Origin of the sequence: Roseivirga spongicola (assembly GCF_034376045.1) — a bacterium.
Classification (GTDB): domain Bacteria; phylum Bacteroidota; class Bacteroidia; order Cytophagales; family Cyclobacteriaceae; genus Roseivirga; species Roseivirga spongicola.
The window spans coordinates 2,004,293-2,023,127 of sequence record NZ_CP139724.1; the positions used below are offsets into that span (position 1 = coordinate 2,004,293).

Sequence of the window (18,835 nt, forward strand, 5' to 3'; positions counted from 1 at the left end):
AAGCTACTCCGAGAGTTCGGTGCGCTTCCTTTCTGTTGTTTGAGGTTTGAGTTTAATCTTTTGTTTTAAGCAAGACTATGCCCAGCCAAGCGAACCATACAATTTGGAGAAGTCCGAAAACGACTCCTAAATCTCCGAGCCCTGGAATTACAGTTAGAATACCAGCCAAACCCACCAAAAGCCCAAGCCAATGCATGACCTTTGGCAATTGATGGGCCTTTAGGCCAGCAAGGGTAACAAGCAATACCCAAATTCCCCCAACTACTTCAACTCCACCACCTAATCCATTTTGAAGGGTTTCAATGGTAAGCCAAAGCTGACTTGCTTGTTGAATATTTTTGGGCTGCTGGGCTAAGGCGGCTTCTAAACCTATGTTCGTGATCATACCGCTGGCAATGACGAGTACTGACCAGATGTACCCAAATATGACAGCTATGCCTGAAAGAATAGGTTTCTTGGCTTTTAGGATGCCATTTAGAGCGAAGCTTAAAAAAACCAATACCACACCGAAGAGCACATAGATTACGAAAATCCATAACTGATAAAGGGCTTGGTTACTACTCAAAAAAGCTAGTCTTTCATTTATGCTGAGGGAGCTTGCTTCAGGGTTGAGTGAGCCAATGAGTAAGATAAAGCCAAATATGTAGATAGTCGCTTGGGTTAGCGCAGCGCTTCCACCAATCTTGTAAAGTGTTTTCATTTTAAGCGCTTTTAAGTTGTTGGTGTACTTGCATCAGGGCTTTAATATCTTTCGATGTCAACAGCTGAATATTTTGGGTAATGACATCAACGGGCCAATTCCACCACTCAATTTTTAAGAGCGTTTCAATTTCTTCTTCATTGAATCGTTTTTTGATTGGTTTTGCTGGGTTTCCACCCACTATGGTGTAAGGCTCTACACTTTTGGTAACTACAGATTGGGCGCCAATAATACAGCCATCTCCTATGGTTACTCCAGGAAGAATTACGGCCTCATGGCCAATCCAAACATCGCTTCCTACTGTAATGCTGCCCCTTACTGGGTAGGCTTTGTCTTGCATGGCGTTCTCCCACCCATGACCAAAGATGGCAAAGGGAAAAGATGAGATGGCTTGGATTAAATGGTTGCCTCCATTGAGTAAAAACTGAACACCAGAAGCAATGCTACAGAACTTACCGATAATCAGTTTGTCGTCAATAAAGTCGAAGTTGTAGCGAACATTCTTTTCGAAATTTGCTACATCATCATGGTCATCGTAATAGGTGAAATCACCGATTTCTATCTTCGGATTCTTGACCACGTTTTTCAAGAAACAAAGCTTGTTATAGCCTTGCAGTGGGAATGGTTCGTTACAGTTCGGTGCTTGTTTCATACTTGTTTGATTTGCTGGCGAATTGGATACAAAAGATAGCTGAAATTGCGGTAATGGGCGTGAAGGCTACTTTTTCAAAAAGCGTTACCGCCAAAAGGTTGCCCACTGTGTTTAGAATAAAGTAAATGCCAATGACCAAAATGACTCCACGTAACCACTTTTTAGACCAGTCTTTTTCTACTATACTTCTATAGAATTTTTCAAGTAGTAGTGTGAAGCCAATTAAGACCGAAATGGCCATAACCAAATGCTCTTGCGCTTGCTCCCAACTTGTGAGTCTTCCACCAGCTATGTATTTGTAGTCTATTAAGCCAGCCAAAATTAAAGCCTGAAAAACGGCAAGAAGTAACCAAAGCGCCTGCAAGAGACGCACTTTGGTTACAATGAATTTTGCTTGGATAGGCATGCTAGGTGATTTAGAATTGGTGCGCTAATAGCGTCTCTATGATTTCGAAACGCTGATCGCCCTTGTCCCCCTGATTGCTCAGTGCGATCACAATTCCACCAGTTGTTGGTTCAAAGCCCATGAGTGCTGTAAAGCCCGAGATGTCGCCACCATGCCAATAGAAATCTTTATTGGCTAAGTTGCTTTTGAACCATCCTAAACCGAACATAGTGTAACCTGCTGGCACATCGCCAGGAAATACGTCATTACGCTCTTCTGCCGTGAACCAGTCACCCATTACAGCTTCTGCCCAACGGGCTAGGTCTGCTGTTGTGCTCGTCCAGTCGCCAGCTCCGTAGGCCACAGGCATTGGGTAAGAAGATACATCTTCTGAACCTTCATAGCCATGAGCGTAGCCAGACTCTGTAATTTCATTTTCGCCCAGCTCTGTATCGTTCATATTGAGTGGCTCGAGAACGTTCAGCCTGATGTATTCTTCATAGCCTTCATCTGTTAGCTCGTCAATCAATAAAGCGGCAATTAGAAAGTTAGAGTTGCTATAACTCACTGCACTGCCTGGTTCAAAGAGCAGTCCATCTTCTTCTACAGTTTCCATTATGGCGTCCAGAATATCTTCTGGAGATACGTAGGTGCCACTTTTTGCAATAGGCTCAATGGCGTCTACATAATCTGGCAGGCCAGAACCGTGGCTAAGCAGATGACGAATGCTAATTTTATCTCCTTCGGGAAATTCATCATCAAATTCGCTTAGTTTCTGGTCAAAGCTTTCAATAAGTCCATCGCGTTTAAGCTGAACCATAGCCATGGCAGTAAAGGTTTTGGTTACAGAGCCAATTCGGAACTTTGTTTCTGGTGTATTGCTCTCGTTCTGACCTAGGTTTGCTTCACCATAAGACCTGTTTAGAATGGTATTTCCATTCTTCTTAATCAATACCGAGCCTTGAAAGTTGATATCGGAAAAATAGCTTTCCGCATCGGTAAACTGTTCAGTGGGTGCTAGTGCATCGTCATTGCTACAGCCTAATAAAAAGACCACTAGTATAAGGCTGAAGGTGTAAATTGAGTTTTTCATAATGTTGTTGTTTGAGTTTTTGTTTTGGGCTTCAGTTATTTTTTAGCGAATGGGTTGGTTTTCCATGGTTTCGAAATCATGACGTTGAAGAGCAGCGATCTGTTATAGACTTCAGAAACATTAGAGATATTTACTAGGCCAACGTGGTAGCGAACATCAAAAGTTACTCGCATGGTTTTCTTGAATGGAAGTTCATAACCACCACCAAACTCTACCCCAGCATCCCATCGTTTATATTCATCATCTCCATTTCCAAACTGAATCTTAGTCTTAGTTTCTGGAGACGTCTCTGTGGGGGAAAGTGTTACTTTTCCGCCTGTTTGGTAGGCGATAGACGGCCCTGCATTTAAATAGAATTTGCCTAAATATAGCCTAGCAAGTACAGGCATTTCTATCAGGTGAAGTCGGGTTTTAGTTTTAACTCCATTTACAGGATTGTCAGCCTTGAGCTTACTACCTTTTTGCATGTAGTAAAGCTCAGATACTAGGGTGAAGTTCTCGGTAATACCGGCCTGAAAGGAAAGCCCTGCTTGAATACCCTTTAAATTTTCACGGTAATCCTTTAGTTCGCTATTTGAATTCCCATAATAGAAAGTAGAAGGGGAGTAGTTGGCGAGAATGTCTAAATAGGTTTTTTGGGCAAAGGCCGTACTGGCCAGTAAAAAGAGTGCAATTGTAAAAAGTTGTTTTTTCATGATAATTGAGTTTTGCTTGTTGTTTTGCTTCGTGATGATACAAATGTGGGGAGTAGCAAAAACTCAAATGTCCGAGTTAACAGATCAGGACTTGTAAAGTGAGAATCCGGACTTTTTCGAAAAGTGATTTGCCCGTATGGGTAAATTTAAAGTGATTTTCTAATTGTATAAAAAAAAAGAAACCCACCCTTTGGTCTGGAGTGAGTTTCTCGTTTAGTGCTTTTTAGGCCTGAATTGCCTTCAATAGATAGTCTATTGTTTGCCTTTAAAGTCTGGTAAATTGAAAGCATCTAGTGGGCTAGGTTGCTTCATCATGGCTTCAATAGCTTCAGTTGTTCTTGGGGCAAAACAGAGAGTAGTTGGAGGCCTTAAGTATTTATGGAGTTCTGTCATTTTGCAAGCACCATTAGTGAGAAACCTCCAATAGTTTTAGCAGCAAAGTCTTCACTCATAAGAGATAAAAGTCTTCTTGGCATGTAGCCCATTTTTGATTTAATCGATTTTCTTGGGATATCTAAAATGATTGAAGTGTAAAAGTGGTCTACAATTTCGTAGCCTGTGTCTGAGAGTGTCGCAAGAGCAGTATCCTTCATAAAATAATGTAGGTGGCCAACAGATTTTCTCATGGTTAAGAGTTTATTCCTAAAGATCATAAACATTGAGGCGTCAAGAGGGATGTGGAATAATTTATATTCCGACTTATCTTTGCATGCTCTTAGGAACCCCATATAGTCCTCCACGTGTTCAAACACATCAATCATAAGTAGAAGGTCAAAGAACTCTCTAGATTTTATCATATCCTCCTGTCTAAAAGATACCCTTTGGCTTTTTCTTTTTTGAGCCATTTTGATAGCGTCCGGAGAAATATCAAAGCCAGTGAATAGTACATTTTTAGGTAAAGAGGTCTGTAGCTGGTTCAGAATCTCACCAGCTCCGCAGCCGATTTCGGCAATTGAGTTAATTTGAAGCGAGTTTTTCTTAATCATTTTAAGAATCTGCTTTGCCTTCCATGGTGAGTCTTCGATATGCCATGATGGATTGCTTTCTAGATATGCGCTATTTTCTTGGTAGTAGTTATTGATGGCCATATTCGAAAATGTCCCCTGTCGGTTTAGATTATAGGTGATGTTTTTGAAAAATTACTTTTTGCCTTTAAAGTCTGGTAAATTGAAAGCATCTAGTGGGCTAGGTTGCTTCATCATGGTTTCAATAGCTTCAGTTGTTCTTGGGGCAAAATCGGACAGCAGTTCGTAGCCGTCTTTGGTGATTAGGATATCGTCTTCAATTCTAACGGCAATGCCCCACCATTTAGGGTCACAATCTGAGCCCTCAGGAATATAAATACCAGGCTCTATGGTAATGGCCATATTCTCCTGCATTTCTCCATAAGTGCCTAAATCGTGTACATCTAAGCCAATATGGTGCGACAGTCCATGTGGGAAATAAAGATGGCGGGCTTTAGGGCTAGAAATAATGCCTAATTCGGCCAAGCCTTCGTTAATAATTTCCCTTGCTTTGGCGGTAACTTCGCTAAATGTTGTTCCTGGCTTGCTCATTTTGATGGTTACGTCTTGAGCTTTTAATACGAGGTCGTAAATAGCCTTTTCTTCTGGAGAGAACTTTCCATCAATTGGAATGGTGCGCGTAACATCAGCTGTGTAGCCATGGTACTCTGCGCCAAGATCCATCAGAATCATTTCTTTGCTTTCAATGTGTGGTTTTTCATTTTCAATATAGTGTAGAATGCAACCATTATTGCCAGCACCTACAATTGAAGGGTAGCCTTCATATTCAGATCCGTATTTCTTAAACACATATTCATGAATGCCTTGAATTTCGGTTTCTGACATACCTGGCTTCATGGCTTTCATTACTTCTACCTGACCAACAGTAGAAATAAATACTGCTTTGCGAAGCAATTCAATTTCTTCTGGAGTTTTTATGCCTCTGAGTGCCGACATAATGTTGTTTAGCTCCTTTACGTCTAAGTTTTTAGAAGGAAGTTCTTTGCCTAGCGTATTGTTGTCAGAGATGTAGCCAGCCTTCTGCTTAAACTGATTGATTAAGCTGTATAGATCGGCTTGGTCATTAGGGTTGTCTCTTACATCGTTCTTAAAGTCGTAGAAAAGCACTTTATCGAACTTGCTGAAATCTATATTATAATCTTTGAAAGTAGAGCCATTGTGGGCTTGCTCAATTTTCAACCGTTCTTTAACCCCTTCAATTCCCATTCTTCGGCCCGTCCACATTTCGGCCATGGGGTTTTTCTCCTGAACAAAGAAAATCTCATTAATGCCTTCGCCATCTGCATCAGTTTGTTGCTCTTTAAAAACAAGTAAAACTGCATGTGGCTCTCGGTAGCCTGTAAGGTAATAGAGGTTCGGGTCTTGATGGTAGACGTAGTCTACATCATTGGCTCTGTTGCGAACTGGATTAGCGAAAAATACGGCAACAGAGTTTTGAGGCATGCGCTTTCTGAGCTGCTCTCGCCTGTCTTTATGAAATTCGGCAGAAAGATAGTCCCCTCTTCGCTCTTGTGCCTGGCAAACAAAAAATCCTGATAGCAACGCTATCAGGATTGAATATATTCTTATGGTTTTAATCATAGCATAATAACGTTCTGTAACGCTATTATACTAAAATGTTACCGTTTTGTCTTGCTTTTTTTAGTACTGCAGAGATACCATTTTTGTTAATGGTTCTGATTGCTGAAGTAGATACTTTCAAAGTGATCCACTTGTCTTCTTCAGGGATATAGAATCTCTTTTTCTGCAGGTTAGGGTAGAACTTTCTCTTTACTTTATTGTTAGCGTGAGAAACATTGTTTCCTACCTGTACTTTCTTTCCTGTGATATCACAAACTCTTGCCATAACTATCTGAATTATCCGCTTTTCTCAAACGGACTGCAAATATCTGAATAAAAATTTAACCTGCCAACATTCTTTAAAAAATATAAGCCAAGAAAGATGGTTTTTTCAAAAGGTGCAAATTCCGCTTTACATCCACTTTCTTCTGTCCGTTTCAACTTTATAGAGCACAAAGTTCTCTAACTCTTCTGCCTGCTGTAAAGGAATAAAGGGTATTCGGAGAGATCCAGCAGCAGTATGAAACACTACAGACGCTAAATTCTTTCTTCTCTGATACCAACTTTGTTTGATGCTAACTGCTTGCACTTTATAGAGTTGAAATATCTCATGGTAGTTACCGAACGTGCCTCTGTTGTTAGTCAGCATTTCGTCATTCAACTCGAATGACCTTTTCTTGTAGTAAAGAGAAGTAGTAAGCCAGATGATGGGAATCCAGACTAAGAACCATAAACCATTATTTCCTAAATGATAAAGGGCTACCGAAGTAGCTACTAATGCAGGTAGTACGCCCGAAAACACAAATATACGGTACTTAAGCAAAATACTGACCTTGTGCTTTTCTCCCTCAGCAATGAATTCTTTAGGGAAAACAACCTCGAGTACCTGCCGAACCTGTTGCATATAGCTGCCAGGAATTTTAATCTTAGACTTCAACTGATCGGCCTGAGCACTACTAGCCTGTTCAATTTGAATGGTGTACATTTTAAAGGCTCTCCTCAAAGGATTATCTGACCACGAGATATTCTGAACCTTAGACTTGTTGATGGAGATTTCCTCTTTGTTTAGTAAGCCTCTAATAACTCTGAGTCCACCTTTTCTGGTAGTTAGTTTTAGGTCGAAGTTTTTGAGAACTGTATTTACTAGTGAGTATATAAATGAGATAATGCCGACTATAACTACTGAACCAGCAAATACTACCCATCCGTTTGAGAGTATGGCTTCTTGATATCCCGATAGCTGTTCTTCTACCATGTCCGATACACTATCTGTTACCTCGTTCAGCGTGGAAAATACAAAGGCGAAGAGGATAGCCATAGATCGCAGATGGTTTTGGCTGACTCCAATTTTGATTAGGTCGCCTATGTCTAGCTTAAGAATTACATCTTCTTCAAAAGACTCTTGAACAACCTGTTCTGTAGAGCCGGGTGTTGCCGCTACTTCAGAAAGCTGATCTTTTTCTTCGAGTATATATTGGCGCAGTGCTTCCGCATCTTCTTTCTTAAGTGCATCTATTGTCATTTCGGACTTTTTGGCTCCCGCAGTGTCAATCTCAAGACTCACTACGCCAAAAATCTGATGAACAATGTTCTGTTGTAAATTGATGGTTTGAATCCGTTCGAAAGGAATGTTGGTTTTAGACCTTTTCAATACGCCTTTGTCTATCACAAAAGCTCCGTCTTCAATATGGAAATAGAAGCGAAAATAGGTAAGAACTGATCCTATGAGGTTAAAAGCTGCTAGTCCGAGCGCCACATAACCTATAATGTCTTGAAACGAACTGCCAGACTTTCTGCCAATGAAAATACTAAGGGCAATAGGCCAGAAGGTTCGAATGGTAAACCGGATAAACTTGATTAGAATAATGGCAATCGCCACTCTAGATTGCCTAGATGGTTGCGAGAACTTACTGCTGATCTGTTCCATCTAATGCAGTTTTTCCCATAATATATTCTTTAATGCGGCTGGCATTTTCCTCTTCCAAACCAGGAATAACCAAATCGCTGCTGTCTCCTCCAGCAGTAAATACCTTAAGGCTGTGTAGTGAAAACATTCTTTCGATAGGCCCTTGCTTCACTTCAGCATGTTGAATTCTGTTGAAAGGAATGGAAGTTCTGGTTTGCCATAGTAAGCCTTTGGTGTAAATGATGTCTTTTTCCCGCAAGCTATAACGCTTTCTAGGGAATGCTTTTATCGCGTAGACCAGACTAAAGACCCAAAAAAGTAAGATAGGGCCAATAGAAACACCAAACTCAAAAACACCTTTGTCTATATCGTCATTGAAGAGTATAATACAGGCCGCGCTAATAATAAGGGCCAGAAACCACAGGCTTCTACTAATTAGAGAAACCTTGAGGTACTTTTTCTCAATACCATGAAACTCCGATTGTTTTACTTCTGGTAGCTCGGCTAGGTTTACCGACAAATTCTGAAAAGTGTTTGTCATTTTTTAAATCCGTAAGGGCAATGTCTACAACCATTTTGGCAGCAATATCCTCTCTTTTTATGGTAGTGTGCGGTGAATACTAGCAAGCCATTATCGTCAATGTAGTAATCTTCGGTTTTACTTTCAAAGTTCGTTTGCTTCTTTGAACGTTTGCTCATGTTTTCAGGCTGAAATGATTTTGATACCTTTGAATGATTCGTATTGTTTGGAGGAACAAATTTAAAGTAAACTATCATGGAATTAGTACAATCGAGTAAAGAAGCCATAGCATTAGAAAATAAACACGGAGCTCATAACTATCATCCACTACCAGTGGTGCTTTCTAAAGGAGAAGGTGTTTACATGTGGGATGTTGAAGGTAAAAAATACTACGATTTCCTTTCGGCCTATAGTGCTGTAAACCAAGGGCATTGCCACCCAAGAATTGTTGGGGCTATGACAGAACAAGCACAAACGTTAACGCTAACATCTAGAGCATTCTACAATGATGTACTTGGTCCGTATGAAAAATATGTAACAGAATACTTTGGCTTCGATAAGGTGTTGCCAATGAATACTGGAGCCGAGGCTGTAGAAACCGCTATAAAAATTGCCAGAAAATGGGGTTATGAGAAAAAAGGAGTAGATGAGAACGAAGGGAAAATCATTGTCTTCGATCAAAACTTTCACGGAAGAACAACTACCATTATTTCATTTTCTAGCGACCAAGACGCAAGAAGGAATTTTGGTCCATACACCCATGGCTTCATAAAAATTCAGTACAACGATAAAGAAGCTTTAGAAGAAGCTCTACAGCTTAATAATATTGTAGGGGTGTTGATTGAGCCTATTCAAGGAGAAGCCGGGGTTAATGTTCCGAACGAAAAGTTTATGCAAAATGTGGCTAAGCTTTGTAAGGAATACAATGTGCTTTTTATGGCAGACGAAATTCAAACGGGTATTGGTAGAACTGGTGGCCTTTTAGCTGTTTGTGGAAACTGTTCTTGCCAAGGTCATTGCGAAAAGCAGTCTACTTATGCGCAGCCAGACATTTTAATTCTTGGTAAAGCTATTTCTGGTGGTGTATACCCTGTATCTGCTGTTTTGGCGAATGATGAAGTAATGGACGTAATTACTCCGGGTACTCACGGTTCTACTTTTGGAGGTAACCCTGTAGCTGGTGCAGTAGCAGTGGCAGCTCTAGAAGTAATTAGAGATGAGAAGCTCACTCAAAATGCCAGAAGGTTAGGAGAGATTTTCCGTGAGCGAATGAACAAGTTCATTGCTACTACAGACTTGGTTGCTTTGGTAAGAGGTAAGGGCTTGCTCAATGCAATTGTTATTAATGATGAACCAACCAGTTCAACAGCATGGAATATCTGTGTTAAGCTGAAAGAGAATGGGTTACTCGCTAAGCCAACTCACGGAAACATTATTCGTTTTGCACCTCCGTTGGTAATGACAGAAGAACAGCTTCACGAGTGTTGCGATATAATTGAAAATACAATTCGTGACTTCGAAAGTTCAGAGAGTTAAGTTAAACTTATTGAAGTAAGTGTGGCATTTATGTAATAAAATGACTGTTTTCGACAAAAAAGTAGTGTTCAGACTTAGGGTTTTGCACAAGTAGTGCGTTCTTAGTGTAGAATTAAACACTCATGCTGTCTTCAACCAAAAGTCGTAGAATTTTACATTTTATCAGCGTTTCGCTGGCCATACTGGTATTTGGCTATGGATTGTTCCTAAAACTCACTAAAGAAGAAGTTGCTTCGCCTAAAGAGGAGGTTGCAAAAGAGTTAGTGAAGAACGACCATAGACCTGTTGTAGAAGAAAGAGAAACAGTAGAAGTTTCAGTGCCTAATTAGGTAGCTTCTTAAAAATAATTGAAAGCCTCAGTTTTGAGGCTTTTTTTGTGCGCTCATTTCTTATTTTTACCCTTCTATTATGTGGCTTTGAATTGAAAATATTGTTTTACAGTTGGCTCTTTGCTTTTGTTGGTTTGTTAGATGTGAGGGTGCTAGGCTTAGATATTGGTAAAGTATTTTCCATACCAAATCAGTTGTTGTTTCTGAGCAGCACAGAGAATCCAAAGGGCCTGATTTACTTAGCTTTATTAGTATCTCTGCTGGCATCTCTGGCACTTGTTTATTTGCTATGGAAAGAAAGGCTAAAACGGAATGACTTTCGAAAAAAACACGAGGAGAGTCTGAAACAAAAGGAGGTTGAGCTCAATGAGGTTATAGCTTCTTATGAAAAAGATAGAGCTCACATAGCTGAAGATTTGCGCGATCGCTTTGGTAGGTTAATTTCCGTTTTAGAGATTAATCTTTCTCAACTAAAGGAGACTTCATCTACAGATCGTGAAAAGCCTCTAGAAGTACATAAAAATGCGGGGTCAGTGCTTTATGAAATGAATGCAGAACTAGATCGAATGAGCTTCGATTTGTTGCCGCAATCTTTGATTAAGAGAGGGCTGGTTTCTGCATTGAGAGAGTTGGCAAGTAGGTTAACTACTGAAGAAAAGGTGAATTGTGAGGTGCAGGTTCGTGGAAACAATGTTAGGCTGTCTGCACTCGTTGAGCTTTCATTATTTCGGATAACCCAAGAGTGGATAAAGGACATACTTCAGAATTCAGCAACTAAGCAAATTGTTATTCAATTGAATCATGAAGATGATGGCGTTTTTGAATTGCAAATAGAGGATGATGGGGGCCAATTTGACCCCAGTGAAGGTAAAAGCACCCGGTGGGCAAACATTTTGGTGAGATTAAATCAGATTCACGGATCATTAGGTATAAGCCCAGGAAAAGATAATAAAGGAAACTTACTTAAGGTTACGCTCGAAGCTTCACCTCTTAAAAGGCCTAATTCTGAGCATAAAGATTAGGGTGCTGAAGTCCAAGACTCTAGTAATTCATTTACCCAAACTTGTTGAATTTATAGGTAATGCTGAACCTCAAGATTTGCCTTAGAAGTATAGTAGAGGAGTTTTGAATATATTCTGAATTGATGGATCTGTTTTGATCAGATAATTGCTTCAGAATATCATTTGCCTGAATGTTAAGATCTAGTTTTTTCTTCAGTATCTTTTTTCCTAAAGAGGCACTCCATATAAGCTGATCGAAGCTGCCCAGATTGTTGACTCCGCCATTATAAGAGTAATTGATGTTACTCGTGAGGTAGAAGTCGGCTGCAATTGTCCACTTTGTTCTGAGCATAGCATTCCAAGCAAAATATCTGCTGCTTGGGTCTTCCAGACTTGAGTTGTTGATGATTGAATACCTTGGTAAAACACTTAAGCCAAGGTCTAACTTTTCAGAAAACTTACTTTCTAAGCCAAAACCTAAGGAGTATGCGAAAGACTCTGAAGACTGTCTTACTTCATTCAGAAACTGTGGATTGAAAGCATAGTCGCCTCCGATTCTAAGTGCTAAGGATAGTTTTTTCTTCAATAAGGGTATAGATGTTGAGCCACTAAAGTTAATATTCTTAGCCCCTGAGATATTTACAGGTCTGGAGTACCTGGCGCCTATTGGTAGGTCTATTCCATTAGGGCTGTTAGTGCCATCGCCAACAATGGTGAAATTTGTCGTTTGATTTTCGCTGGATGTCGCGTAAAGACTCAAAGAGCTATATACACCGCTCTCTTCTTCAAACTTATAATAGCTAATGTTTATGCTGTTTGTAAAGCCTTGCTTTAAATCTGGGTTACCTTGGCGAAGAAATAGTGGGTTGCTGTTGTCTAAAACGTTCTGGAGCTGTTCTGCTCTCGGAACTCGCATAGATCGGGATATTGTAGCTCTTAACTGAGCCGACTTTTCTGCTCTCACATCTATTGAAATACTCGGTGTAAAACCATTGAATTGATTCTTAGTGTCTACTTCGTTAGGGTAAACCTGATCGTTTAGTATTGTGGTAGTTCTGTAGGCCAACCTTGGTCCTATATATATCTTCTCACTAATTGGTAGGTTAAAGGTGAAATTGAATTTGTGATCTTTGTTGTTTAACTCAAACTGACTAGAGCGAAGCGGGTCTAGCTCGGAATAAGCCTGAGTATTTTCATTGAAGTCTAGAAGTAGCTGCTCTGTTTTGTCTTGCTCATGAGAGAAGTTGTAACGAAAGCTGAGGTTGCTTTTCTCACCGACTTTCTCTGTAAAAGTAACTGATGCCGTTCTGGCGGATGCATTATCTTCAGGGTTAGAGATCTGGTCGAAGTCTTGTTCTTGAATGTTGCCATCCGCAAATCTATTTTGTGATTTCACGGAGTCTGTGCCCTCAGCCTTGTTGTAAGAATTACCGAAGGTGAAAGAGAATGTTCTACCTTCTTTTTTGAACCTGTGCCTCCAAGAAAGTCTGGTGTCCAGTCCAATTCTTTCGTTTTCCATATAACTCCTGTTAAGCGTTGAGTTAAGAAAGTCTCCATTCAATATGGTTTCTCCTGTTTTCCAATTGGAGTTTAGTGAGTTTGCCGAAGTAAATGTCTGACGTATAGAGAAATGATCTTTTTTGCTGGGTTTATAGTTGAGGGAAACCGAGGTAGAAATGTTTGTGCTTTCTCTATTTCTTTCAGACTGTTCAGTATACACCCTGCCTTGGTCAGAACTTTGAATGTATTGGCGAGTAATGTCTGTTTCACTGAACGAATCGCTATTGCTCCATCTTAATGAAGCGTTTATTTCTAGTTTTTCAGAAAACTCTCTGTAGTAAGACCCTCCTAGTGACCTGCTGCCGCCAATACCTCCAGAGCCACCCTGCATGGCCATTATTCTAGACATATCTGCCGAGCTCATGCCTGAAGGAATTGATATACTTGACTCTGAGCCTAAGTTGCTCATGCTTCCACTCAAATTATATCGATTATCACCTTTTAGCGCTCCTAGACTCCCGTTTAGGTTATATCTGTCTGGTGGGCTGAGTGTTCCGCCTATTCTACCAAAGTATCCTTTGCGCTTTTCGGGTTTACTCACCACATTCATGGTTTGAGTTCTTTCCCCATCGTCTGTACCACTGAATTGCGCCTGTTCAGACTTTTCTTCTATAAACTGTATCTTCTTTGCAAAATCGGCAGGCAGATTCTTGAGCGCAGATTGAATCTGGCCATCGAAAAAAGGTTTGCCGTCAACCAACAGCTTTTCTATCCGCTTTCCATTAACTGTAATGGTTCCATCTTTAACCTCCACCCCAGGCATTTTATTGAGAAGGTCTTCTAGCTCAGAACCTTCTGGCACAGTAAAAGCAGCGGCATTGTATTCTAGCGTGTCTTTTTTTACTACCACAGGAATGGCCTCTCCCTCAATGGTGAGTTCATCTAATTCGGTACTGCTTTCTGATAAGATGATGTCTCCTAATTGAAGGTTAGCATCTAAATCAATACTATCAATATGGGGAGTGAAGCCAACAAACGAGATGTGCAAAGTGTATTGGCCTTTTTCTACTTTTTCTAAAGTGAACTGGCCCTCGCTATTGGTGATGTCTGTTCGAAGAATAGAGTCACTAGGGTTTTTAAGGATTACATTGGCATAAGGCAGTACTTCTTGGGTGGTACTGTCTTTAACTGTTCCCTTAATTTGAAAATCTTGGGCGTTTAAAAGTTGAAAAAAGAGGAGAAGTGTGAGTGTGTATAAATATTTCATGAGTGTTTTCGACACTATTAACTTAGGAATTCTTTTTAAATACCTAAGTTAATAGTTGTGAAATATGAGTTTTAAGTGACCAATGGGTTCACCTTACTCATTATTAGTGCCGAATCAACCTCCTCTACCAAACCTCTGCCTCATTTGCTGGAATCTTTCCATTCTGTCTGACGGAATGTCTTGCCCTTGACCAAAACTTCTGATGTTATAGATGAATGATACCATGAAGTATTGAGTGAGAATTTGGGTTTGATTATCTTCTATATAAGAACCCGTTACATTTCTGGTAATGCTTTGGTTTTGCTTTAGCAGGTCGAAAACTGAAAGCTTTAGTTCAGCTTTTTGCTTCAACATCTTTTTACCTAGCTCCATGTTCCATAACACAAAATTCTGGTTGAAGCCTTCTGAAAGACCGGAGTTAGCGGTATGGTTAACTGTATTTCTGAATACAAAACCGTCACCAAAAATCCAATTCAGTCTTAGCCTTGTGTTTTGGTTAAAGTAATTGGTTTCTGTTTGGCTTTCCAACGTATTGCTTACTGAATTGAAGTTTGAATTGCTTGAAATTGTAAAGTCTACATTTTCACTAATGTTGCTGCTTAATACTACGCCAAGCCCCATGGTTGGAGTTTTTGCATAGTTTACTTCTCCGTTTATCATTTCAGGAGATTGGGTGTAAGCTAATGAACCAGTAAGGTTGAGGTTAGACTTAATAGCTCCAATTGGCATTCCGTAAGAAATGAAGCTTCTCAAGTTCCAATAGCCATCTAAGTTTACTGGTTTTGAGTATCTGGCTCCTGGTTGAAGATCAATTCCATCTACAGTCATTCCCGTGTTTCCTGCTAAATATGAACTTGTGCCAATTCTATTATCTGAATAGCTTCCGCTCAATAAAGTAAAGAACACATGGTTAGTTTCCCTATTTACCTTGTTGTAGCGAATGGTTGCAGAGTGCTGATAAGCCTGATCTAATTGAGGATTACCAGCCGATATATTTAATGGGTCGGTATTGTTAACCACATTCTGAAGCTGACTTACACTTGGAGCATCAGTGCTTGCGCGGTAATTAAAGTTAATGCTACTACCTCCCTCCATTCTGTATCTATAAACCACAGATGGGATAAAGTTGCCGAAAGTTCTATCTACGTTATCCTCAAAAGGGAAGGTCTGATCATTATCGAGTATTGCCCACTGATAGCCAGCTCTTAAGGTTAGGGTGCCCTTTTCACCTCTAAGGTTGTAGCCGAGTGAGGTATTGTGGGTCAAATAGTCATTTTCGAATGTATTGCTGAGAAGTGAGTTTAAATCTGTATAGTCGTTGGCTCCTTCATTGAAGTCGAAACTCTCTCTTCTAGAGTCATTGTATTGGTAACCATAGTTATAGCTAGCCATCAATTGGCTTCTATCTGTCAATGGTTCGGTATAAGTAGCATTAGTAGATAGACTGAAGCCTTTTACTTCTTGATCGCCAAACTGATTGAGCTCTACGTTTTGAGCATTTCCGCTGTAGAAGATATTCTCAGAAAGCAGGTAGCTATCGCCAGAGTTTTCGTTCAAGCCTGTGTTTAAATTGATGGAGAAAGTCCTTCCCCTTTTCTCAAAGGCATGTCTATAAAGCAAGTTATTGCTGAAGCTAAAAGCTTGTAGATAAGAAGTGTTTTGGGTGTATGAAGTGTTCAGTAGATTTCCATCGAGCATAGTCGCTCCATCTACTATTCCTGAACCGGAGTTGTCTTGAAAAGTAAATCGCGGCCGCATAATAATAGAGTTTTTATCGTCAATGGTGTACTCTAATTCTCCACTAAACCTGTGGTTGATGTTTCTACTAGGAGAGAAGCTCTGTTCTTCATAAGTCTGGCCTTCATTCCTTTCTAATGTGTACTCTCTGAAAACTGATTCATCGGAATTATTGTCTGACTGATTAAAAAAGTAACTTCCACTAAACTTTAATGGGCCGTTGTCTTGATATGAATAGTTGATGCCAAGAGATTTGGTTTCAGAAATACCTCCTTGTTGTCCCACTAGAAAGTTTGAGGCATTGCCTCCATTAGCAAAACCACCACTGGCTCCACCAAATCCACCACCAGCGGCTCCTCCGCCTCGGCCGCCAGCACCACCTCTTGCCGCACCTCTTCTTCCACCTCCCGAAGCAATTCCTAACAAGTCACTGGTTGAGAAGTTTTGGATATTTATGTTGTTCATTTGACCAAGAATAGTGGTTCTCGATTTCTCTCTGAACAGGTTGATGCTTCCGCCTAAATTATAGGTTTCGTCTGTTCCACCGCCAGCATATACATTGCCAAACTCACCGTTGCGCATGCTAGCTCTTGTTATTATGTTCATTGTTTTGCTAGTCTCGCCATCCATAAAGCCAGTAAACTGAGCTTGGTCACTAGCCTGATCGTATATTTGAATACGCTCAATAATTTCTGCAGGCAGGTTTTTTAATGCCGCATTTGGGTCGTCTCCAAAAAACTCACGACCATCTACTAAAACCCGTCTCACATTTTCCCCTTGAGCTTGTACTTGACCATTTTGAATGACCACCCCAGGTAGCTTTTCTATTAAATTTTCTGCTGTTGCATCTGGGTTTACCTTGTAGCCCTCAGAATTATACTCTGTAGTGTCTCCATTTTGAATAACTCTATCTGCTAAACCTTCAACAGTTATATCTTCCAATGAGGTGGCGTCCATAGCCAAGCTAATTTTCCCTAAGTCTGCGGATGCATCTTCAATGGTGATGTCTTTGTTAAAAGGTTTGAAACCCACGAAGCTCACTTGGAGCGTATATTTTCCATTAGTTACACCAGTTATTCTGAACTCCCCAAGCTCTGTAGAGGAAAAAGCACGTTTGGTTGAATCAGCAATCTTGGTAAGTACAACCGTGGCCGATTGAAGAGGGAGATTTTCTGTACTATCTACAACGGAACCTTTAACTACCCAGTATTGAGCGGAGGCCGAAAAGCTGCCTAGCAGTAGTCCGACTAAAATGGTGATGACCTTGAGTTTCATATCGGTCTTTAGACTTAGGCAAGTCTATGAAGGTTTAATTGAGATGTTTTTCGATTATTATTTATTGATAAACAATAAATAATTACTATGTTTCGAAAAATTTAATACACATGAAATGGAATCGATTAGTAATCAAAAGCTCTAGTTGGGTCTTAGATACTTTTATAGGGATCTCAGTTATAATCTTTATAGTTGCTTTAATTGTACTGATAAGGTCAGGTTTTAACGATGGTCAGTTTTCCTTGAGGTTGAATGAAGATTATAAGTCTTGGGTAGTTAAGCCAGAAGTTGAACCCAGCCCTGGATTTGAATCGGCTTTTGAGGTTGTAAATGTAGAGCCTACAGAACATATTATAACCTTTAGGTTGCATGACAATAGACTCTATTTAACCTATATTCCTTTTGCTCTTTATGCAAGTATTTGTTTTTATATTCTGGTGCTTTTAAGTGGAATAGTCAACTCCGCAAAGCGTAATGAATTCTTTAGTCATCTTAATGTTAAGCGACTGAGAATCATAGGAATATTAGTTGTTCTGTCAGGCTTGGTTGATTATCTAGGATCATTCTTTAAGCAGTGGGTTTTTGAGAACTTTTTAACTAGTGCAGACTTAACCTCTACGAGTTCATTTTGGGTTTTTAGGCTTCCAAATATTTTTACTTCCACTTTTATAACTGGGCTTTTGGTTTTGGTTATTGCGGAAGCATTCGCACACGGCCTCAAGTTGAAAGAAGAACAGGATTTGACTATTTAAATAAGCATAACCATGAATAAGATTAAAACTTCAAGACAGCGAGTTGTACTAGTGGTAGTAAAATGGGTGTTGTTGATCACTATGGCTCTGCCCATTTTTGCCTTGTTTTTTCATACCTACGGAATTCTATTTAAGTATAAATATCAGCAGCTCAGTTTTACGTTGCCATATAAAAACAATACGGATGAGGTTTTTACATTGAATAAAGAGAGAGTAACTGCCATCGATAAGTTGAATGACTATAAGATGAATCTTTCGGTCAATGATTTTTCGTTTAATGTTTATGATGAAGTTGGCAGGTTAGAAGCCTTGCTTTTAGATATCCCTATAATGATTTGTTATATAATTCTGCTTTACATGATGTTTCTGTTGGTCAGGTCAGCGGAAAAGAATGTCTTTTTTACCTACAAAAATGTAAAACGACTGAATTACATAGGGGCAGCATTTCTTTTTTTGAGTATTCACGATTATGTGTCAGATCGGATTGGAATATATTTTTACAATAAATTAGTCTTGGGTAAGCCATGGTTGACAACTTTTCCCGTTGGGTTTTCTGGTAGCATATTTGAAAGCTTCTTCTTTACAGCATTAATGGTTTTCATTCTTGCTCAAGCCTTTAAACAAGGTGTAAACCTTAAAGAAGAACAGGACTTAACCATCTAGAACTATGGCGATAATTGTAAACCTAGATGTGATGCTGGCCAAGCGAAAAATGCAAAGTAAGGAGCTAGCTGAGATTGTAGGAATAACCCTCGCTAACCTTTCTATTTTGAAAACTGGAAAGGCTAAAGCCATACGCTTTAGTACGTTGGAAGCCATTTGCGATGCCTTGGATTGCCAACCTGGAGATATTTTGGAATACACTCCAGATGAATAGATTAACCGCTTTTTGAGTATTACCT

Annotated in this window: 20 protein-coding genes; 6 read left to right on the forward strand and 14 right to left on the reverse strand. The window is 39.8% G+C overall.

All coding sequences use genetic code 11. The features are described from left to right. Positions 1 to 52 precede the first annotated feature (52 nt). From T7867_RS08865 to T7867_RS08920, 12 genes are all read right to left on the reverse strand, one after another. Positions 53 to 700: a DUF4386 family protein gene (locus T7867_RS08865; protein ID WP_068218306.1), complete on the reverse strand. Its 648-nt coding sequence runs from the start codon at positions 698 to 700 to the stop codon at positions 53 to 55. Position 701: 1 nt separating this feature from the next. Continuing rightward, positions 702 to 1,352, reverse strand: a complete 651-nt coding sequence (locus T7867_RS08870) for a CatB-related O-acetyltransferase (protein WP_068218309.1) — start codon at positions 1,350 to 1,352, stop codon at positions 702 to 704. After that, positions 1,330 to 1,758, reverse strand: a complete 429-nt coding sequence (locus T7867_RS08875; RefSeq protein WP_068218312.1) for a hypothetical protein — start codon at positions 1,756 to 1,758, stop codon at positions 1,330 to 1,332. The genes T7867_RS08870 and T7867_RS08875 overlap by 23 nt, the downstream gene beginning before the upstream one ends. A gap of 10 nt (positions 1,759 to 1,768) precedes the next feature. After that, positions 1,769 to 2,830, reverse strand: coding sequence for a serine hydrolase domain-containing protein (locus T7867_RS08880; RefSeq protein ID WP_068218315.1), 1,062 nt, complete (start codon positions 2,828 to 2,830; stop codon positions 1,769 to 1,771). A gap of 35 nt (positions 2,831 to 2,865) precedes the next feature. Next, entirely contained in the window at positions 2,866 to 3,525 is a 660-nt protein-coding gene (locus T7867_RS08885) for a porin family protein (RefSeq protein ID WP_068218318.1), read from the reverse strand. 252 nt (positions 3,526 to 3,777) lie between these two features. Then, entirely contained in the window at positions 3,778 to 3,918 is a 141-nt protein-coding gene (locus tag T7867_RS08890) for a hypothetical protein (protein ID WP_157717550.1), read from the reverse strand. Continuing rightward, positions 3,915 to 4,613: a class I SAM-dependent methyltransferase gene (locus T7867_RS08895; RefSeq protein WP_068218321.1), complete on the reverse strand. Its 699-nt coding sequence runs from the start codon at positions 4,611 to 4,613 to the stop codon at positions 3,915 to 3,917. Before T7867_RS08895 ends, T7867_RS08890 begins: the two co-directional genes overlap by 4 nt. A gap of 51 nt (positions 4,614 to 4,664) precedes the next feature. Further along, entirely contained in the window at positions 4,665 to 6,131 is a 1,467-nt protein-coding gene (locus T7867_RS08900; RefSeq protein ID WP_322300095.1) for an aminopeptidase P N-terminal domain-containing protein, read from the reverse strand. 25 nt (positions 6,132 to 6,156) lie between these two features. Then, entirely contained in the window at positions 6,157 to 6,396 is a 240-nt protein-coding gene (gene rpmB, locus T7867_RS08905) for a 50S ribosomal protein L28 (RefSeq protein WP_068218327.1), read from the reverse strand. A gap of 126 nt (positions 6,397 to 6,522) precedes the next feature. Then, complete coding sequence (locus tag T7867_RS08910) at positions 6,523 to 8,037, reverse strand: PH domain-containing protein (RefSeq protein WP_322300096.1); 1,515 nt, start codon at positions 8,035 to 8,037, stop codon at positions 6,523 to 6,525. Beyond that, positions 8,018 to 8,557 carry a PH domain-containing protein gene (locus T7867_RS08915; RefSeq protein ID WP_322300097.1) on the reverse strand — a complete coding sequence of 180 codons (540 nt, stop codon included), beginning with the start codon at positions 8,555 to 8,557 and terminating at the stop codon, positions 8,018 to 8,020. Before T7867_RS08915 ends, T7867_RS08910 begins: the two co-directional genes overlap by 20 nt. Next, entirely contained in the window at positions 8,554 to 8,823 is a 270-nt protein-coding gene (locus tag T7867_RS08920; RefSeq protein ID WP_317038747.1) for a DUF5522 domain-containing protein, read from the reverse strand. Before T7867_RS08920 ends, T7867_RS08915 begins: the two co-directional genes overlap by 4 nt. On the opposite strand from T7867_RS08920, the gene rocD reads away from it, so the two are divergent. The 3 genes from rocD (at position 8,792) to T7867_RS08935 (ending at position 11,423) form a co-directional block, all read left to right on the forward strand. Then, complete coding sequence (rocD, locus tag T7867_RS08925) at positions 8,792 to 10,072, forward strand: ornithine--oxo-acid transaminase (RefSeq protein WP_407691168.1); 1,281 nt, start codon at positions 8,792 to 8,794, stop codon at positions 10,070 to 10,072. The genes T7867_RS08920 and rocD overlap by 32 nt on opposite strands. A 122-nt stretch (positions 10,073 to 10,194) precedes the next feature. Continuing rightward, entirely contained in the window at positions 10,195 to 10,401 is a 207-nt protein-coding gene (locus T7867_RS08930; RefSeq protein WP_068218343.1) for a hypothetical protein, read from the forward strand. Between the two features lie 101 nt (positions 10,402 to 10,502). After that, entirely contained in the window at positions 10,503 to 11,423 is a 921-nt protein-coding gene (locus T7867_RS08935) for a sensor histidine kinase (RefSeq protein ID WP_068218346.1), read from the forward strand. A 31-nt stretch (positions 11,424 to 11,454) separates the two neighbouring features. On the opposite strand, the gene T7867_RS08940 is transcribed toward T7867_RS08935, so the two are convergent. Together T7867_RS08940 and T7867_RS08945 are read right to left on the reverse strand one after the other, a co-directional pair. Beyond that, positions 11,455 to 14,169, reverse strand: a complete 2,715-nt coding sequence (locus T7867_RS08940; protein WP_157717551.1) for a TonB-dependent receptor — start codon at positions 14,167 to 14,169, stop codon at positions 11,455 to 11,457. A gap of 114 nt (positions 14,170 to 14,283) precedes the next feature. Continuing rightward, on the reverse strand, positions 14,284 to 17,181 hold the full coding sequence (locus tag T7867_RS08945) for an outer membrane beta-barrel protein (protein ID WP_068218352.1): 2,898 nt from the start codon (positions 17,179 to 17,181) through the stop codon (positions 14,284 to 14,286). Positions 17,182 to 17,291: 110 nt separating this feature from the next. On the opposite strand from T7867_RS08945, the gene T7867_RS08950 reads away from it, so the two are divergent. Genes T7867_RS08950 through T7867_RS08960 form a run of 3 tightly spaced genes read left to right on the forward strand, consistent with a single transcriptional unit; the run spans position 17,292 to position 18,810 of the window. Next, entirely contained in the window at positions 17,292 to 17,933 is a 642-nt protein-coding gene (locus tag T7867_RS08950) for a DUF2975 domain-containing protein (RefSeq protein ID WP_068218354.1), read from the forward strand. 12 nt (positions 17,934 to 17,945) lie between these two features. Beyond that, positions 17,946 to 18,596, forward strand: coding sequence for a DUF2975 domain-containing protein (locus tag T7867_RS08955; protein WP_068218357.1), 651 nt, complete (start codon positions 17,946 to 17,948; stop codon positions 18,594 to 18,596). A 4-nt stretch (positions 18,597 to 18,600) separates the two neighbouring features. Continuing rightward, positions 18,601 to 18,810, forward strand: coding sequence for a helix-turn-helix domain-containing protein (locus tag T7867_RS08960; protein ID WP_068218360.1), 210 nt, complete (start codon positions 18,601 to 18,603; stop codon positions 18,808 to 18,810). Positions 18,811 to 18,835: the final 25 nt, after the last annotated feature.

Excerpts from the sequence above, each read along its gene's own strand:
- T7867_RS08885 (WP_068218318.1), bottom strand. The coding sequence starts at position 3,525 with ATGAAAAAACAACTTTTTACAATTGCACTCTTTTTACTGGCCAGTACG.
- T7867_RS08945 (WP_068218352.1), bottom strand. The coding sequence starts at position 17,181 with ATGAAACTCAAGGTCATCACCATTTTAGTCGGACTACTGCTAGGCAGC.
- T7867_RS08895 (WP_068218321.1), bottom strand. The coding sequence starts at position 4,613 with ATGGCCATCAATAACTACTACCAAGAAAATAGCGCATATCTAGAAAGC.
- T7867_RS08910 (WP_322300096.1), bottom strand. The coding sequence starts at position 8,037 with ATGGAACAGATCAGCAGTAAGTTCTCGCAACCATCTAGGCAATCTAGA.
- T7867_RS08870 (WP_068218309.1), bottom strand. The coding sequence starts at position 1,352 with ATGAAACAAGCACCGAACTGTAACGAACCATTCCCACTGCAAGGCTAT.
- T7867_RS08875 (WP_068218312.1), bottom strand. The coding sequence starts at position 1,758 with ATGCCTATCCAAGCAAAATTCATTGTAACCAAAGTGCGTCTCTTGCAG.
- T7867_RS08900 (WP_322300095.1), bottom strand. The coding sequence starts at position 6,131 with ATGATTAAAACCATAAGAATATATTCAATCCTGATAGCGTTGCTATCA.
- T7867_RS08890 (WP_157717550.1), bottom strand. The coding sequence starts at position 3,918 with ATGACAGAACTCCATAAATACTTAAGGCCTCCAACTACTCTCTGTTTT.
- rocD (WP_407691168.1), top strand. The coding sequence starts at position 8,792 with ATGGAATTAGTACAATCGAGTAAAGAAGCCATAGCATTAGAAAATAAA.
- T7867_RS08865 (WP_068218306.1), bottom strand. The coding sequence starts at position 700 with ATGAAAACACTTTACAAGATTGGTGGAAGCGCTGCGCTAACCCAAGCG.
- T7867_RS08930 (WP_068218343.1), top strand. The coding sequence starts at position 10,195 with ATGCTGTCTTCAACCAAAAGTCGTAGAATTTTACATTTTATCAGCGTT.
- rpmB (WP_068218327.1), bottom strand. The coding sequence starts at position 6,396 with ATGGCAAGAGTTTGTGATATCACAGGAAAGAAAGTACAGGTAGGAAAC.
- T7867_RS08960 (WP_068218360.1), top strand. The coding sequence starts at position 18,601 with ATGGCGATAATTGTAAACCTAGATGTGATGCTGGCCAAGCGAAAAATG.
- T7867_RS08940 (WP_157717551.1), bottom strand. The coding sequence starts at position 14,169 with ATGAAATATTTATACACACTCACACTTCTCCTCTTTTTTCAACTTTTA.
- T7867_RS08920 (WP_317038747.1), bottom strand. The coding sequence starts at position 8,823 with ATGGCTTCTTTACTCGATTGTACTAATTCCATGATAGTTTACTTTAAA.
- T7867_RS08915 (WP_322300097.1), bottom strand. The coding sequence starts at position 8,557 with ATGACAAACACTTTTCAGAATTTGTCGGTAAACCTAGCCGAGCTACCA.
- T7867_RS08950 (WP_068218354.1), top strand. The coding sequence starts at position 17,292 with ATGAAATGGAATCGATTAGTAATCAAAAGCTCTAGTTGGGTCTTAGAT.
- T7867_RS08880 (WP_068218315.1), bottom strand. The coding sequence starts at position 2,830 with ATGAAAAACTCAATTTACACCTTCAGCCTTATACTAGTGGTCTTTTTA.
- T7867_RS08955 (WP_068218357.1), top strand. The coding sequence starts at position 17,946 with ATGAATAAGATTAAAACTTCAAGACAGCGAGTTGTACTAGTGGTAGTA.